At 51.7% G+C, this 15,343-nt stretch carries 15 protein-coding genes and 1 tRNA gene; 4 read left to right on the forward strand and 12 right to left on the reverse strand.

Annotation, left to right across the window (positions count from 1 at the left end):
• The first annotated feature begins 7 nt into the window (after positions 1-7).
• Together OXH16_10065 and OXH16_10070 are read left to right on the forward strand one after the other, a co-directional pair.
• Positions 8-1,147: a mandelate racemase family protein gene (locus OXH16_10065; GenBank protein ID MCY3681733.1), complete on the forward strand. Its 1,140-nt coding sequence runs from the start codon at positions 8-10 to the stop codon at positions 1,145-1,147.
• A 90-nt stretch (positions 1,148-1,237) separates the two neighbouring features.
• Positions 1,238-2,398 carry a Gfo/Idh/MocA family oxidoreductase gene (locus tag OXH16_10070; GenBank protein ID MCY3681734.1) on the forward strand — a complete coding sequence of 387 codons (1,161 nt, stop codon included), beginning with the start codon at positions 1,238-1,240 and terminating at the stop codon, positions 2,396-2,398.
• 88 nt (positions 2,399-2,486) lie between these two features.
• Here OXH16_10070 and OXH16_10075 read toward each other — a convergent pair whose 3' ends face one another.
• From OXH16_10075 to OXH16_10115, 9 genes are all read right to left on the reverse strand, one after another.
• Complete coding sequence (locus OXH16_10075; GenBank protein MCY3681735.1) at positions 2,487-2,975, reverse strand: histidine phosphatase family protein; 489 nt, start codon at positions 2,973-2,975, stop codon at positions 2,487-2,489.
• 44 nt (positions 2,976-3,019) lie between these two features.
• The gene (locus OXH16_10080; protein MCY3681736.1) at positions 3,020-4,603 is read right to left on the reverse strand and encodes a BNR-4 repeat-containing protein; all 1,584 of its coding nucleotides are present in this window, start codon (positions 4,601-4,603) and stop codon (positions 3,020-3,022) included.
• 67 nt (positions 4,604-4,670) lie between these two features.
• A tRNA-Leu gene (locus tag OXH16_10085) sits at positions 4,671-4,757 on the reverse strand.
• Positions 4,758-4,764: 7 nt separating this feature from the next.
• Positions 4,765-5,154 carry a preprotein translocase subunit SecG gene (secG, locus tag OXH16_10090; GenBank protein MCY3681737.1) on the reverse strand — a complete coding sequence of 130 codons (390 nt, stop codon included), beginning with the start codon at positions 5,152-5,154 and terminating at the stop codon, positions 4,765-4,767.
• A gap of 8 nt (positions 5,155-5,162) precedes the next feature.
• Positions 5,163-5,918 carry a triose-phosphate isomerase gene (gene tpiA / locus OXH16_10095; protein ID MCY3681738.1) on the reverse strand — a complete coding sequence of 252 codons (756 nt, stop codon included), beginning with the start codon at positions 5,916-5,918 and terminating at the stop codon, positions 5,163-5,165.
• 34 nt (positions 5,919-5,952) lie between these two features.
• Positions 5,953-7,155: a phosphoglycerate kinase gene (locus OXH16_10100; GenBank protein ID MCY3681739.1), complete on the reverse strand. Its 1,203-nt coding sequence runs from the start codon at positions 7,153-7,155 to the stop codon at positions 5,953-5,955.
• A 31-nt stretch (positions 7,156-7,186) separates the two neighbouring features.
• Positions 7,187-8,224, reverse strand: a complete 1,038-nt coding sequence (gap, locus tag OXH16_10105; GenBank protein MCY3681740.1) for a type I glyceraldehyde-3-phosphate dehydrogenase — start codon at positions 8,222-8,224, stop codon at positions 7,187-7,189.
• A gap of 16 nt (positions 8,225-8,240) precedes the next feature.
• Complete coding sequence (locus OXH16_10110) at positions 8,241-9,281, reverse strand: 6-phosphofructokinase (protein ID MCY3681741.1); 1,041 nt, start codon at positions 9,279-9,281, stop codon at positions 8,241-8,243.
• 136 nt (positions 9,282-9,417) lie between these two features.
• Positions 9,418-10,125 carry a ComF family protein gene (locus tag OXH16_10115; GenBank protein MCY3681742.1) on the reverse strand — a complete coding sequence of 236 codons (708 nt, stop codon included), beginning with the start codon at positions 10,123-10,125 and terminating at the stop codon, positions 9,418-9,420.
• A gap of 93 nt (positions 10,126-10,218) precedes the next feature.
• On the opposite strand from OXH16_10115, the gene OXH16_10120 reads away from it, so the two are divergent.
• Together OXH16_10120 and OXH16_10125 are read left to right on the forward strand one after the other, a co-directional pair.
• Positions 10,219-12,177: a 2-phospho-L-lactate transferase CofD family protein gene (locus tag OXH16_10120; protein ID MCY3681743.1), complete on the forward strand. Its 1,959-nt coding sequence runs from the start codon at positions 10,219-10,221 to the stop codon at positions 12,175-12,177.
• Positions 12,174-12,863 (forward strand): HAD hydrolase-like protein, encoded by a 690-nt coding sequence (locus OXH16_10125; GenBank protein ID MCY3681744.1) that lies wholly within the window; start codon positions 12,174-12,176, stop codon positions 12,861-12,863. The genes OXH16_10120 and OXH16_10125 overlap by 4 nt, the downstream gene beginning before the upstream one ends.
• On the opposite strand, the gene OXH16_10130 is transcribed toward OXH16_10125, so the two are convergent.
• The 3 genes from OXH16_10130 to OXH16_10140 all read right to left on the reverse strand — a co-directional run bounded on the left by OXH16_10130 (position 12,860) and on the right by OXH16_10140 (position 15,343).
• Positions 12,860-13,648, reverse strand: a complete 789-nt coding sequence (locus OXH16_10130; protein ID MCY3681745.1) for an SAM-dependent chlorinase/fluorinase — start codon at positions 13,646-13,648, stop codon at positions 12,860-12,862. The genes OXH16_10125 and OXH16_10130 overlap by 4 nt on opposite strands.
• A gap of 8 nt (positions 13,649-13,656) precedes the next feature.
• Positions 13,657-14,349, reverse strand: coding sequence for a DNA repair protein RadC (gene radC, locus OXH16_10135; protein MCY3681746.1), 693 nt, complete (start codon positions 14,347-14,349; stop codon positions 13,657-13,659).
• A 184-nt stretch (positions 14,350-14,533) separates the two neighbouring features.
• Positions 14,534-15,343 carry a dienelactone hydrolase family protein gene (locus OXH16_10140; protein MCY3681747.1) on the reverse strand — a complete coding sequence of 270 codons (810 nt, stop codon included), beginning with the start codon at positions 15,341-15,343 and terminating at the stop codon, positions 14,534-14,536.

Here is a 15,343-nt window from a genome sequence, read left to right on the forward strand (position 1 = left end):
GTTCTCCTTGAAAATCACCGATGTCGAAACCATTCAATTCAAATATATCGCCAACACCGAACAGGACAGCGATGGACACGGACATCCAGGTCCCGAACGCGAAGCCGTTCAAACCCTGCTCGTAATTTCAACCGACGAAGACATATCCGGGTACTGGTTTGGCGCAAATGCACGGGTGATCAACAGCATGGTCAAGCCAGAACTCATTGGCAAAGACCCCTTTATGCGCGAACAAATCTGGCACGACCTCAACCACCGCCAGCGCATCAACTCAGACACGATAACCGACAAAGTCATCATGTCCGTTGACCTCGCCCTCTGGGACCTGGCAGGCCGCGCCGTCAATCAACCCGTTTACAAATTGCTCGGCGGGTACCGCGACAAAGTGCCCGCCTATGCCTCTACCATGTGCGGCGACGACCTCGAAGGCGGCCTGGCCACGCCCGAAGACTATGCCCGCTTTGCCGAATGGTGCATGAAACGCGGGTACCCCGCCTTCAAACTCCACACCTGGCAGCCCCCTTACGAGGGTGCCCCCAGCGTCAAACGCGACCTTGAAGCCTGCGATGCCGTGCGCGAAGCCGTCGGTCCCGACGTGCCCCTCATGCTCGATCCCTATCACTATTACGACCGCGAAGCCTCGCTCGCCCTGGCAAAAGGACTTGAAAAACTCGACTATTACTGGATGGAAGAACCCATGGACGAACACAGCATGTCGTCCTATGTCTGGCTCTGTGAGCAAACATCTTTACCAATATGTGGTCCCGAAACCTGCGAAGGCAAAATGTATGTCCGCGCCGAATGGATCAAAGCCGGAGCCTGCGATATTTCTCGCTGCGGCGTCGGCGATGTGGGCGGACTGACGCCCCTCATGAAAACCGTTCACCTGTGCGAATCCTTTGGGATGCGCTGCGAAATCCACGGAGGCGGTCCCGGCAATTTGCACGCCCTGTGCGCCATGACCAATGGCGAATTTTACGAACGCGGCCTCCTCCACCCCTTCATCGACTTCGACGAACACGCGCCCTGGCTGCACGAACACGGCGAACCCATGGACGACCAGGGATTCGTCCACGTTCCCCAGCGTCCGGGATTGGGCATGAACATCAACTGGGATTATATCGAAAAAAACAGGATCGGGATGTAAGGATGGAAGGATGTTCAGGATGCCCCCCACATCCACCCAAAACAAGATCAGTATAATCCCCTACCTCAAAAAAAATAAAGGAGAATTTTTATGGACAAAGTACGCATCGGCATTATTGGCATCGGCAACATGGGGAGTGGACATAGTCTTTATTTGCACCCGGGCGAGGTATCCAATGCCGAACTAACCGCCATCTGTGACATAGATCCCGACCGCATCAAGTGGGCGCGCGAAAATCTTGGCGAAAATGTCCGTACATTCAATAGTGCCGACGATCTCATGGCTTCTGGAACCGTCGATGCCGTCATCGTCGCCACACCGCACTATCTCCATCCGCCGCTGGCAATTCAGGCTATGAACAGCGGGTTGCATGTACTCATTGAAAAGCCCGCAGGTGTTTATACCAAACAGGTCGAAGAAATGAATGCTGTAGCTGAAAAAAGCGACCGCGTCTTTGGCCTCATGTTCAACCAGCGCACCATAGGCGCGCACCAAAAACTCAAAGACCTGGTCGCATCGGGTGATTTGGGCGAAATTCAGCGCACGAACTACATCATCACCACCTGGTTTCGCTCGCAAAGTTATTACGACTCAGGCGGTTGGCGCGCAACCTGGGAAGGCGAAGGCGGCGGCGTCTTAATGAACCAGTGCCCACACAACCTCGACCTGTGGCAATGGATTTGCGGTATGCCCATCCGATGCAGGGCATTTGTCGGATTTGGCAAATACCACGAGATCGAAGTCGATGACGAAGTCACCGCCTATGTGGAATACGAAAATGGCGCAACGGGTGTATTCATCACCACAACAGGCGAAGCTCCCGGCACCAACCGTCTCGAAATCACTGGTGATCGCGGCAAAGTCGTCATGGAAGGTGGAAATATCACATTCTGGCGTACCCGCGAATCCGTCAGCAATTTCTGCAAAGAATACAAAGGCGGCTTTGGCAGCCCCGAAGCCTGGAAATGCGATATCCCCACGGGCAGCGGCGGCGAAGCCCATCGCGGCATCACCCAAAACTGGGTTGATGCCATACGTACGGGCAGTCCCCTCCTGGCACCCGGAGTTGAGGGAATCAAAGGCGTCGAACTCGCCAACGCCATGCTCTTATCCGCCTGGACAGACAACTGGGTAGATATCCCGGTTGACAGCGACCTCTTCTACGAAAAACTCCGGGAAAAGATCAAAAACTCCAATACAACGAAAAGCGCGGAAGACAGTACCGTGCTCGACGTATCCGAAACGTATTGAGGGGCTAACCGAAAAAAACGGGGGCCGATTCTCAAGTAAAGAACCGACCCCCACGCGGAAGCTGACTGATGAATAAGTTACAGCCACGTCAAATCGACTTAGGCACCTCAAAAAACACCAGATCCCCCGACACTGCATCCGACCAATCGTCAATCGGCAGATCAATACCCGCAACACCACACGTCGGCACATTGGCAAAAGCCGATCCCGTGAGTTCATTGACCAATACGGTCATATCCGGGTTGTGTCCTATCACCATAACCTCTCGATACCGATTATCGACCTCTCGAATCAAATCCAGCACATCCCCACTGTGCCCCGAATAAATGCGCTCGTGCCATGTAATCCGTTTTTTGGAAAAATTGAGAGATTTGCGCAACCGCTTGACAGTAGATCGCACGCGCTTGGCCGTGCTACACAACAAGTAATCTGGTTCGACCTTCCACGCCTGCTTCAGATACTTGCCCATGCGCTTCGAATCCCTTCTTCCGCGCTTGTTCAGGGGCCGATCAAAATCAGCCAACCCTGCATAACTCCAATCCGACTTGGCATGACGCACGATATAGAGCCGTTTCATAAAGCCTCCTCCGTTGAGGTTGTACATACGCAACCAATGGGCTTTTACTTCGGAAGAATATAAAGCCTCAAGTCACTCGGCGGTGGGATCTCCTCTCGGGGCAGGTCTCGATTGCGCCCCAGCGTTTCCCAGCGCAAGAGATATCGCTCCCCGGGCCTTGTGCCCGACCCCCGCGCCCAGCGCGTATTGATCCTCATACCCGGATACTGAGAAGTCAATCGCGCCAACTCCCCGGGTATCGCACTCGGGGGCGGCGGATACGTCCCGATCACCTGCATAGTTTGGGGATCCAACTTCCAGATTCCCCGACCTTCTTTTACATGAATATAACTCATACTCAGGCCCCCATCGGATGCCAAATTTACGCTACCCAACCGAATCTCTGCAACAATTGATCCACCCCCTCCGAATTCCCACCGATAAGTCCAATCACTTACCTTATGCACAACCCATTCGCCGTATTCCAACCGGGCACAATAGGCTTGCGTATATCCACTTTCGTCGTGCTTGTGATAACTGATCACCGGGCGTTTCTGGTGATCAAAACCCAATGACTGCGTCATATTGATCATTCCGCCCCTCGGCGGCACGGGATCGACGATAGCACCGCTTTCTATCGTAATCGGCAACTCCAGCGCATCGCCGCCACCTGTTTCCCAGGCGACCAGATCGCGGCTGCGAGCATAGGAGATATCGTGATTGGTTGCAGCATCGGGTGTATCGCGCCACATCCAGATCATGTGGAACATCCCATCGGGACCTTTCTGGGGGCTACGTGCGTACGCATTCATCCGCCCTAACCCATCCAATAACGGCGTATCGTGTAATCGCCGCCATGTTCTGGTCTCAGCATCGTAGATATTGTAAAATTCAACCGCATTGCCACTACTGCCGTCTCGATATCGGAAAATCAATTCATTATTGGGACCGCGCATAAACACGGGATACGTGCAGCGGTCTTCATTTTGTCCCACCATCGAATCAATGCGCTCAAAACTCGTCACATCGAGTGGCCGCGTTGTGCGAAAGTAAATCAGCGGATCCACATGCATATTCCCGCTCAGATGGATATGATCGTCGGTATCAATAGCCATGGTCAAGTAATTGTGGGTATCCCATCCGGTTTCCGACGACAGTCGGCCTCGGTTTTCCAGCCATACACCTCTGGGCTGTTCAAATGTCCATGTCTCTGCATCTAAATTTCTCATCCCCACCGTCATTTTGCGGTCGGCATCATAAAATGCGACAAATTGAACATCGCCATAAGTCAACAAGTCAAAACTAACGGGATGCCCGGCCCATACCTTCGAGATAAATAACGAGCCGAGAATTTTCCTATTATCCGTTGGTGCCGTTGGGCCAGACACTGTTTTGCCAAAATTTGCTGCAAAACGCAAAAAATCGTCAAACCCAATCTCGCCATCGCCATCCAGATCAAAACGATCTTCGTAATTCTCATCGCCCTGGCGCGCCCCGAATCTGGTCACAAAAAGCAAAAAATCGGAAAAATCAACCACGCCACTATTGTCAAAATCTGGACTGGAAACTTGTTCTAACGCGACATTAGCACGAAGAGGTTGGATCAGAAGCACAATGGATAGCAAGGCAAAGGTTATGTGCCAGCGCATGGCCTCTTACTCCTATCGACAGAAAAAGGGCTTGCGATTCATGTATCACAAGCCCCTGTTTTTATTCTGGTGCCGAAGAGGGGATTCGAACCCCTACACCCTTTCGAGTACTGCCCCCTCAAGACAGCGTGTCTACCAATTCCACCACTTCGGCACAAAATCTACGGCGCCGTACTGCCGGTATCGGCCGGTGCTGTTTGGGTTGTTCCTTCGGTGGGTGTCGTTTCTGGAAAGGTCAAAGGTTGAGGAATTTGCTGCATGGGCATCTGACCGTCTTCCATTAATCGCTCAGCAGCCGTTGACGGTACAGAATCCGTCGAACGCCCCGCGTACCAAAGCCCGATACATGTCAGCGCAAAAATAATCCCCACATACGTCGTCACTTTCGCCAGCATGGGCACGGCACCACCACCGCCAAACATCGATGTGCCACCTCCCATACCGCCAAAAGCACCGCCGGACAGCCCACCACTTCTGCCGGGCTGCATCAAAATAACCAGAATGAGCACCGCACAAACTATCACATGAACAATCAAAAGAAAAATTTCCATATCGCCCTCTATATAGCCGCTTTCACAATAGCGGCAAAATCCTCAGCTTCCAACGAAGCCCCGCCGATCAACCCCCCGTCAATATTGTCCTGCTCAAACAACTCCGCCGCATTATCGGGCTTCACAGACCCGCCGTATTGAATGCGAACCCCCTGTGCGACATCGCCGTCATAAAGTTGATCCAACACTTCGCGGAGAAACGCATGGACGGCCTCTGCCTGTTCCGGCGTTGCCGTCAGTCCCGTACCAATGGCCCAAACAGGCTCATAAGCCAGGGTAATCCCCCGCACATCGTCAGCGGATATGCCATCCAGAGCACCCCGCGTTTGCGTCTCAACCACCTGCTCAGTCACATTGGCCTGGCGCTCATCAAAAGACTCACCAATACACACAATAGGCTTCAAATCAGCACTCAGAGCAGCCTTTAAGCGGCGGTTGACAGTATCGTCTGTTTCGCCAAAAAACTGCCGCCGTTCAGAGTGACCTAATATAACGTATTCACAACCGCAAGTCAACAGCATGGGAGCCGAAACCTCACCCGTAAAAGCACCCTCAGCCTCCCAGTACATATTCTGAGCACCCAGCCCTACGCCAGTGCAGCACACCACACTTGAAACCCGTTCCAGCGCTGTAAAAGGCGGACATATTGCCACATCCACACCCTTCACTCCCGAAACCGCATCCACCACGCACTGCGCAAGCATTTCTGCCTCATCAGGTGTTTTATTCAGCTTCCAATTTCCCGCCACAAACGGCGTTCTCATTACAACTTCCTTTCAGTATTAAAATACGCACCTATTATTCCTCTTCCCCATCCGAAAGTGCTGCCACACCGGGCAGTGTTTGGCCTTCTAAAAACTCCAGCGAAGCCCCACCTCCGGTCGAGACATGACTCAATTTTTCCGCCACGCCAAAATCTGCCATCGCAGCAGCAGTTTCCCCCCCGCCAACAATCGTCGTTGCACCGCGCTCAGTCGCCGTAACCAGTGCATTGGCAACCGCACGCGATCCCTTTGAGAAAGAGTAAATTTCGCACACACCCAAAGGACCATTCCACACCACGGTTTTAGCACTTAAAACCACATCGGAAAATCGCTTTCGCGTCTCAATCCCGATATCAAACCCTTCCAACTCCGCTGGAATTTGATCTCTCGGCACAATCTGAGCGGGTGTCCCCTCCGTCATCTCTGCCGCCACAACCGTATCGGTCGGCAATATCAGATCTACACCTTCGGCCTCTGCGCGCTTGAGCAAATGGGCAGCGACCCCAACGCGATCTTCCTCCAACAACGACTTGCCAATTTCCAGACCCATCGCCTTAAAAAACGTAAATGCCATGCCCCCGCCAATGAGTAAGACATCTACTTTTGAAAACAAATTTTCAATCACATCAATTTTACCGGAAATTTTTGCCCCACCCATAATTGCGACATAAGGACGCGCTGGATCGGCCAATGTCGTGCCCAGATACTCCAATTCTTTCTCCATCAACAAACCCGCAGCACAATCGACAAAATAATGGGTAATGCCCTCTGTAGAGGCATGCGCGCGATGGGCACTGCCAAAGGCATCGTTGACATACACATCGCCCAATTCCGATAATTGTGTGGCAAAACCCGGCGCGTTTTTTTCTTCGTCAGCGTGAAATCGCAGATTTTCGAGCAACACCACCGAACCTTCGGACGCGCGTTTCACCAGTGAATTTGTTTCCTCCCCCACGCAATCTGGCGAAAAAAGCACTTCGCGTCCCATCAGCACCTGAAGGACTTCAGCCACGGGTTTAAGCGATAACTCGGGCACGACCTCGCCCTCGGGGCGACCTAAATGAGACATCAACACGGGCTGCCCCCCCGCATCCAAAATGTGCCGGATCGTGGGCAAAGAAGCCCGCAAGCGCGTGTCATCAGCGACCTGCCCATCTTCAATGGGCACATTGAAATCAACGCGCACCAGAACGCGTTGATCCCTCAAATCCAGGTCTGTAATCGACAACTTCGCCACGCCAACGCCTCTCAAAAGTCAAAAGCAGGGATTATTTTTCCATCTTTGCCAACTTCGCGATCAAATCCACACACCGATTAGAATACCCCCATTCATTGTCGTACCATCCACACACCTTCACCATATTGCCATCCATCACTGTCGTAATCATCGAATCAAAAATACAAGAATGGGCATTCCCCAGGATATCGGCAGAAACAATGGGATCATCCGTATATTCCAGAATCCCTTTCAAACGCCCATGCGCTGCACACTCAAAGGCATTATTCACCTCTTCTGCAGTCACCTCTTTTTTCAACACAGCGACAAAATCGGTAAATGAACCATCTGGCGTGGGCACGCGCACGGCCATACCATCGAGTTTGCCATTGAGTTCGGGAATAACCAGACCCACTGCACTCGCCGCGCCCGTAGTCGTCGGAATCATCGACAGGGCAGCAGACCGCGCACGGCGCATATCCGAATGGGGCGCATCGATAAGACTTTGATCACCCGTATAAGAATGGATAGTAGTCATAAGTCCGTGGACAACGCCAAAAGAAGCGTGCAACACGCTCACCATAGGTGCCAGGCAATTGGTCGTACACGAAGCATTGGAAATGACCGCATCATCTTTTTGTAAAACATCGTCATTAATCCCCATCACCACAGTGGGCAAATCCCCTTTGGCGGGCGCAGAAATAATCACCTTTCTCGCACCATTTTCTCCCAAATGAGCACTCGCGGACTCTTTATCGGTAAAAAAGCCCGTCGATTCAATCACCACATCCACACCCAATGACCTCCAGGGCAATTGTGCCGGATCGCGTTCGGACAAAACAGCCACCATTTTGCCATCTACCACAAGCGCGTCAACCGATGATTGCCCGACTTGCACGCCGTTTTCCCGATGTTTAACACACCCGGGATATCGCCCGTGCGTCGAATCGTATTTGAGCAAATGCGCCAGACTCGCAGCATCGGTCAAATCGTTTACTGCCACCACATTGAAACCTCGCGCCATAGCCGCGCGAAATACCAGCCTCCCTATCCGCCCAAATCCATTAATCCCTACTCTCATTCCTACCATAATTTCCTCCAAACCATTATCCGAAAAATACTTTGGCAATATCGTAAAGCCTCATATCTACAGTACGCAGCTTCGACACGGCCTCCATCAAATCAATCGCAACAATATTTTGTCCCCGCAATGCCACCATCTTCCCAAAATTGCCTTCGTGTATCAGATCAATTGCCGCAATCCCAAATCGCGTCCCCAACACCCGATCATACGCAGAGGGGCTGCCCCCGCGCTGAATATGGCCCAGAACAGTAGCGCGACTTTCGTATCCGGTGCGCCGCTCAATTTCATCACTTAGCAAATTGCCAATGCCCCCCAGGCGAACATGCCCGAATGCATCTTTTTCCTGAGATTGCAAAACCATACTGTCATCGTCGAGCTTGGCTCCTTCAGCAACTACGACAATACTAAATGTCTTGCCTCGGGCATGGCGTTTTCTGATGGTATCGCACACCTCATCCATATCAAATGGGACTTCCGGGATTAGAATCACATCTGCCCCTCCCGCAATACCAGCCTCCACGGCAATCCAACCGGCGTGGCGCCCCATAACCTCGACAACCATCACTCGGTTGTGAGATTCAGCCGTCGTATGCAGACGGTCAATCGCCTCCATCACAATATTGATAGCCGTATCAAAACCAAAGGTCTGGTCTGTGCCATCCAGATCATTATCAATGGTTTTGGGCACACCGACCACTTTGATACCCTGATCTGTGAGCTGATGAGCTACACCAAGCGTATCATCGCCCCCAATGGCAATCAGCGCGTCCAGACCCATTTTCTCCATCCCCGATCGCACGAGTGCGCCACCATCTGCACCGTCTTGATACGGATTTGTCCGCGACGATCCCAAAATCGTGCCCCCGCGCGGCAAAATCCCAGAAACAGCATTCAAATCCAGAGGCACTGACAGCCCTTCAAGCATCCCTCGCCATCCCTCCTGCACACCCGTCATCTCGTAATTGTAAACCATAATGCCTTTGCGTACAATAGCGCGAATTACCGCATTGAGACCTGGGCAATCGCCGCCACCTGTGAGTATGCCAACGCGTTTTACAGACATAATATCTCCCTTACAAAATCACTATGATGAGCATAAGTGCCTGAGTCCTGTAAGATTTTCAAAGACCTGAAGTTTAAGGTATTGCAACATACCTGTCAAGCCCGTTGTATTCACCCACTAAAATATAAAATCAGCGTCAAGACCTGGATTTTTCTACATCTTGAGACAGATCATCCTCACCGAAGGGGGGACTGGCAACAGCGCCAACAGACACGCATTGCGCCCCCGCAGATCGCAGAGCCTGCACACATGCATTGAGCGTCGCACCCGTCGTGACGACATCGTCAATTAAAAATATATTTTGCCCCTCAATAGACGCGGGATGACGCACGCGGAATGCCCCCTGTACATTGTATTGGCGTTCCAAAACACTCAGGCGCGTCTGCGTAGGCGTTGCCCGCACTCTTTTCAGCGCGTTTGCCATCACTTGCAAACCCGATACCCGTCCTGTTGCCCGTGCAATAATCTCGCTCTGATTGTATCCGCGTGCTCTTGTTTTTGCGGAGTGAAGTGGCACTGGAACAATTACCGTATCGGGTTCGACAAAGCTCGCGATGCGCTGCCCCAAAGCCTTTCCAAATATCTGCCCTGGCAGCGTTTTCCCCTGGTATTTGAGCGCGTGAATCAACGACCGAACACAATCATTAAATTGATACAAAATAACTATCTGATCAAATTCGTGCTCAAACCCCACCTCGTGTAGTTCCGAATCCCAAATCTCAATATCATCCCAACACGAATCACATAGCCCCGGCGAATCCGGCAGCGATGCCTTACAAATCATACAAGACGATGGATAAACAAAATTGAGTGCAGCTTTCCAAATTTTCCATACTATTTGCACAATCTTTCTTCTTCCCCACAGTTATTTTTTTTCTTAACCTAAAAAGTCCTTATCTTTTCCGCTGATCTCACAACTCAATCGCGGAGATGTGCCGTGTCTCTGGAAAATGCCCGCGCAATCGTGTTTGACCTCGACGGAACCCTCTTTGACCTGACACCCGTCGTACATGCCGCGCGCCAACGCGTTGCTACCTTTCTATTTTCAAACGGTTTTTTTGCCACCCGTGCCTACGCATTCCAGCGCATCAATACGCTCGAACGCAAACACGGTCCTTATTACTCATCCTCGCCCTATTATTTCGCCTTTTTCGATATCGCCAAAGCCGTCTTCAAAGACAAACCCGACCGGGTGCGTCATTTTCTCGACAAACAAAATACCGACCCGGAAGCCGAGCCGGTCGAAGCCCTCGTAGCTGAAATGGAGCGCGTTTACAATGCCGAAGATGTAGAAGATATCCGCCCCTATCCCGATGCCTTACACACCCTTCGTGAATTGCGCCAGGCAGGCTACAATCTGTTTCTCGTCACACTGGGCAGAGCGCGCCGTCAGCGCAACAAAATTGATCGCCTGGGCATTGCTACTTATTTTGATCGCATCATCAACGAAGGTCCCCCCGCACATGCCTACTGGTTTTCAGAACTCATGGAAAGCCACAACCTCTCCCCCGACCAGCTCATCGTCGTCGGTGACCGCACCCAGGACGAAATCCGCGCGGGCAATCGTCAGGGACTAACCACCATCTGGTTGCGGCGCGGAAGATTCTCTCGCGAAACACCTGCAGTAGGTGACCGCCCCGACTACGAAATCAAATACCTCGCCCAACTATCCACATTATTGCACCTCTCGCGGATCGGGAAAAACCCCGACCGGTTCAGAATTGCCGTTATCGGCGGCGGCACCGGTCTGCCCACTGTCTTACGCGGGCTGCGTCCCTATACCCGTCACCCAACAGCCGTCGTTGCCGTGACCGATTCAGGTGCTTCCTCGGGGCGTATCCGCTGGAATTTGGGCGTCCAGCCCCCTGGTGACATTCGCAATGCCCTCACAGCACTCGCCGACCCCGAACAGATATCTCAGGGACTCTTCAACGTCTTCCAACACCGCTTTCCCAACAGCGAACAAGAATCCGGTATTTTCAAGAACGACCATATTGGCAATTTTCTCGTGGCCGCCCTCACCCAGCAACTCGGCGATTTTCATGCCGCCATAAAAACAGCCAGTGACATGCTACACGTACAGGGCACAGTTTTCCCTGCCAGCACTGACAATGTCGATATTTGCGCCAAACTGACAAATGGTGAACATCGCTATACCGAGTGGATGGTCAGAAAACCCGGCAAACCACCTCTCGAGCGGGCGTATCTCGTCACCAATGACGCGCTCTTGCGCGAACTCGATCGTCAAAATAGCGGGCTTAAGCGCGTCATAGATCCCGAAACAGGGCAGGTTGAGATCCGCGTGCGTCAGGGGCGCACAGTGAGCCTGGAACAAGGTCCGATCAGAGCACCGCGTGGCGCTTTGCAAGCCATTGCAGATGCAGATATCGTCGTCATTGGACCGGGTAGCCTGTACACCAGCGTCATTACCAATCTCCTCGTGTCCGATATCCAAAAAGCATTGATCAAACGCGCTCAGGGCAAAACCATCTATGTTTGCAACATCGTCACACAACCCGGACAGACCGATAATTTTAGAGCCTCTGACCACCTCAAAGCGATCCTCAAACACCTTCCCGAAAATCAGCGCGATAGCGTCATCGATCACATGCTCGTACAGGACCTTCGCATATTCCAAACGCCCAAAAGCGAGGACTGGCACCCACTGCTCAAAAAATACAAAAAAGATGGCAAAGTCCTGGTTGAATGCGATACAGAAACGCTCAATGCACTTGGTTCCTGGACCCGCGCAGACTTCTTAGAAGAATTTCATCCCAACGCCATAGAGCGCGACGAGGGTGATTTTATCAGCCACGACCCGGCCAAAGTCGCCGATGCCATCTGTCGCATTTTCTGCGGACTGAGCGTACCCGACTACTGGGGCCTGGACGAATGACGGCAAAAATCAGAGGCATTATTTTTGATCTCGACGACACCCTCTTTGACTGCACGGGCCAACTCACCCAACCAGCGCGCCGCAGAGCCGCTCAAATCCTTGCACCAGCACATCCCGACCTCTCAATTGAGACCGGTTATCAGCAACAGGTAATTCTTTCCCAAACACATGGCTCTTCAGAGGCCATTCGCATACTCGGTACACAGTACAATATCCCGCCTAACATCGTAGAACAGGCGCTCAATGCCTATAACCCCCGTAGCGTAGAAGCCATCACCCCTTTCCCCGATGCACTCCCCACCCTCGCTACCCTTGTCCAACGCAGCTATCAACTCGCCCTTGTCACCTCTGGAAATCCTGACCGCCAGCGCGAAAAAGTGCGCCTCCTCGGCTTGTGCGATTATTTTATCGAGACCGACAATACCCTCATCCTGCACGACGACCGAAAAAGCAGTGATAAAACACCATCCCTCACACAAGCAGCAAAAGCATTATCTTTGCCCCACACCCAAATTCTATGTGTGGGCGACAAACTCACCGACGAAATTGCTACAGCCAAAATCCTGGGTATGACTACCGTACACATGCGTCATGGCCGACAAAAAGACAGAAAGCCCCAAACCCCATCAGAACAGCCCGATATCGAAATAGACCGCATTTCTCAACTCCTTCCTCTCCTCCTCTAACTTCTGCAAACGCAAATCTCATCCCCCCGTTTTATACCGAGCGTCCTGCTTGCACTGCCCCCGCAAACCGCGATCTCCAGCGTATCCAAACTGCCGTAAAGCGCCAGCGCTTCTCCCTCTTCGACCTCACTATATGTCTGGCATATTCGATCAAACCGGATCTTGCCAACGATAATCTCAAAATCGCCATCGGGATATTTTTCATCAATGTGTGACCGCGCAATCATTGAAATCACATTGCCAAAATGGTCAACACACACCACTCGCCCAACGAGTGCATCGTCACGTTCTTCAACGCCCCACAAATCGGATGTAACTGGATCCTCAATTTCCGGTCCCACCTCTTCACACGATACCCCTCGGAGTAAATGCGCGCCCACCGGGGCAAATACATCTCGTCCGTGGAATGTCGAACTCACTTGCGGGCGCATCAATGCCGCATTTTCAATCGCCACAATGCGCCGCACCCCTTCTCGCGCGTAAACGGGAGAAAACAGGCCATTATCCGGTCCGACATACACAAATTGCTCTGTTTCAACGACAATCCCTCGCCGATCACTCCCCACCCCCGGATCAACCACCCCAACGTGTACACTACCCTCTGGGAAAAAAGAGCACGCAGAATATATAGCAAACGCACCAGCAGCAATATCCTGAGGCGGCACCTGATGTGTTATATCTACAATTCGGGCTTCTGGCGCACAGGTGAGCACCACGCCCTTCATCGCAGCAACATAGCCATCAGAAATGCCAAAATCCGTTGTCAGCGTTAATATTCGGCCCATATCACCGCCTAAAAAACATTCGCTTCTTTCATACTCAAGAACCGCTCTGAACCGACGATCAGATGGTCCAACACTTCAATCCCCATAATCTCACCGGCCTGCACCATGCGGCGCGTAAGTTCAATATCTTCTCGGCTCGGTGTTACATCACCACTGGGATGATTGTGCGCCAGAATCACACTCGCAGCAGATGACCCTACGGCTGGGGCAAACACTTCTCGCGGATGCACGAGTGAGGCATTGAGCGAGCCAACCGACACATCTTCGCGGCAAATCACCTGATTCCGCGCATTGAGAAAAAGTGCCACAAAATATTCCTTGCGCCGATCTTTGATATCGGTCAGAAACCCCAAAACGTCAACCGGACTCGTAATAGTAGGCTCAATTCCCATCCCCTGATTGAGTCCTCTTTTAGCCAGTTCAAATCCCGCAACCAAACCCGCGGCTTTTGCCCTCCCGATTCCCTTTATTGTCGTGAGCTTTTTCAGATCCATATCCACGAGTTTATTAATGGGATACCTCTTGACTATCCCGCGCGAAATTTCCAGCACATTTCGGCCCTCGTATCCCGTTCGCAGCAAAATCGCCAGCAATTCCTCATCGCGCAATGCCTCAGGTCCCAAACGCTCGAGTTTTTCTCGTGGCATATCCACATCCGCCACACCTGCGATACCCCCTCTCTGCTTGACAAAGCTATTCATATCTCATCTCCCTGATATTGTTTTTAAGAACATCAGGCAAAATCGGTGCCATTAATCAAAATATTTTACAAACCTTTTATTTATATATACTTACTGATTGAACGATAAAAAAATAATACGGTATTTGCAACACAATGTTCAATTCACAGCTCGAGATATGAACATGTTGTTCTGTAAATTCTACTCAATCGGCAGTGCGTTTCTGTGTAAAAAGCCATTTCATAAACACCGGCTCGGGATCACAGCGATCGCTGCTGAGCTGGGTGCTGCCATTGTCGGCACCGGTAATCATTTTCATAGCAACACCATGTCCATCACCAGCCCAGATCGTAAACTTCATATTCCCACCCAATTTCACCATCTCCTCAAAAAGTTTTTGAGCGCGGTCGAATGGACAGACCTTATCCAGATCCCCGTGGAAAGCCCATATCGGAACATCTTTAATCACTGACGCATCGATAAATTCTTCTGTCTGAGGCAAACCCGTTCCAGCTGAAGGGGCTGCCGCTGCAAAATAATGGGGATCAATTTGTAAAAAGACATGGGTACCGTGGCCTCCCATGGAGTGTCCCAGAATGTATATTCTGTCCATATCAACGGACGGTAATGTTGCAATGAGATCCTTGATCTTTTGAAGGTCTTCTGCATTCCACAAACGACTGACTTGAGGAGCGAGCACATAAGAGGGATAATCTGTTCGTCTCTGCTCATCTGCAAGAAGTCTATTCCAGCCACGCAATTGCTTTCGATTATCTGTCCCCCGGCCACCGCCACCATGCAATGAAACAATAACGGGATAGCGCTTGTCCGCATCAAAATCTATAGGCTCCAACAGCCGATACGGCATCTCGTTGAAAACGTGAGGTTCGTAAAGTTCAACCCATTCATTTCCATCGGGTTGTGCATCTGTTTCAGATGTGGAGACCAACGAGCAAACCATGGTTGCAACAACTGCGTCCCAAAAATATCTCTTCAACTGCAAGGGTTGGTTCAT

This window comes from Gemmatimonadota bacterium, assembly GCA_026705765.1.
Classification (GTDB): domain Bacteria; phylum Latescibacterota; class UBA2968; order UBA2968; family UBA2968; genus VXRD01.

Excerpts from the sequence above, each read along its gene's own strand:
- OXH16_10070 (MCY3681734.1), top strand. The coding sequence starts at position 1,238 with ATGGACAAAGTACGCATCGGCATTATTGGCATCGGCAACATGGGGAGT.
- OXH16_10075 (MCY3681735.1), bottom strand. The coding sequence starts at position 2,975 with ATGAAACGGCTCTATATCGTGCGTCATGCCAAGTCGGATTGGAGTTAT.
- OXH16_10080 (MCY3681736.1), bottom strand. The coding sequence starts at position 4,603 with ATGCGCTGGCACATAACCTTTGCCTTGCTATCCATTGTGCTTCTGATC.
- secG (MCY3681737.1), bottom strand. The coding sequence starts at position 5,154 with ATGGAAATTTTTCTTTTGATTGTTCATGTGATAGTTTGTGCGGTGCTC.
- tpiA (MCY3681738.1), bottom strand. The coding sequence starts at position 5,918 with ATGAGAACGCCGTTTGTGGCGGGAAATTGGAAGCTGAATAAAACACCT.
- gap (MCY3681740.1), bottom strand. The coding sequence starts at position 8,224 with ATGGTAGGAATGAGAGTAGGGATTAATGGATTTGGGCGGATAGGGAGG.
- OXH16_10110 (MCY3681741.1), bottom strand. The coding sequence starts at position 9,281 with ATGTCTGTAAAACGCGTTGGCATACTCACAGGTGGCGGCGATTGCCCA.
- OXH16_10125 (MCY3681744.1), top strand. The coding sequence starts at position 12,174 with ATGACGGCAAAAATCAGAGGCATTATTTTTGATCTCGACGACACCCTC.
- OXH16_10130 (MCY3681745.1), bottom strand. The coding sequence starts at position 13,648 with ATGGGCCGAATATTAACGCTGACAACGGATTTTGGCATTTCTGATGGC.
- radC (MCY3681746.1), bottom strand. The coding sequence starts at position 14,349 with ATGAATAGCTTTGTCAAGCAGAGAGGGGGTATCGCAGGTGTGGCGGAT.
- OXH16_10140 (MCY3681747.1), bottom strand. The coding sequence starts at position 15,343 with ATGAACCAACCCTTGCAGTTGAAGAGATATTTTTGGGACGCAGTTGTT.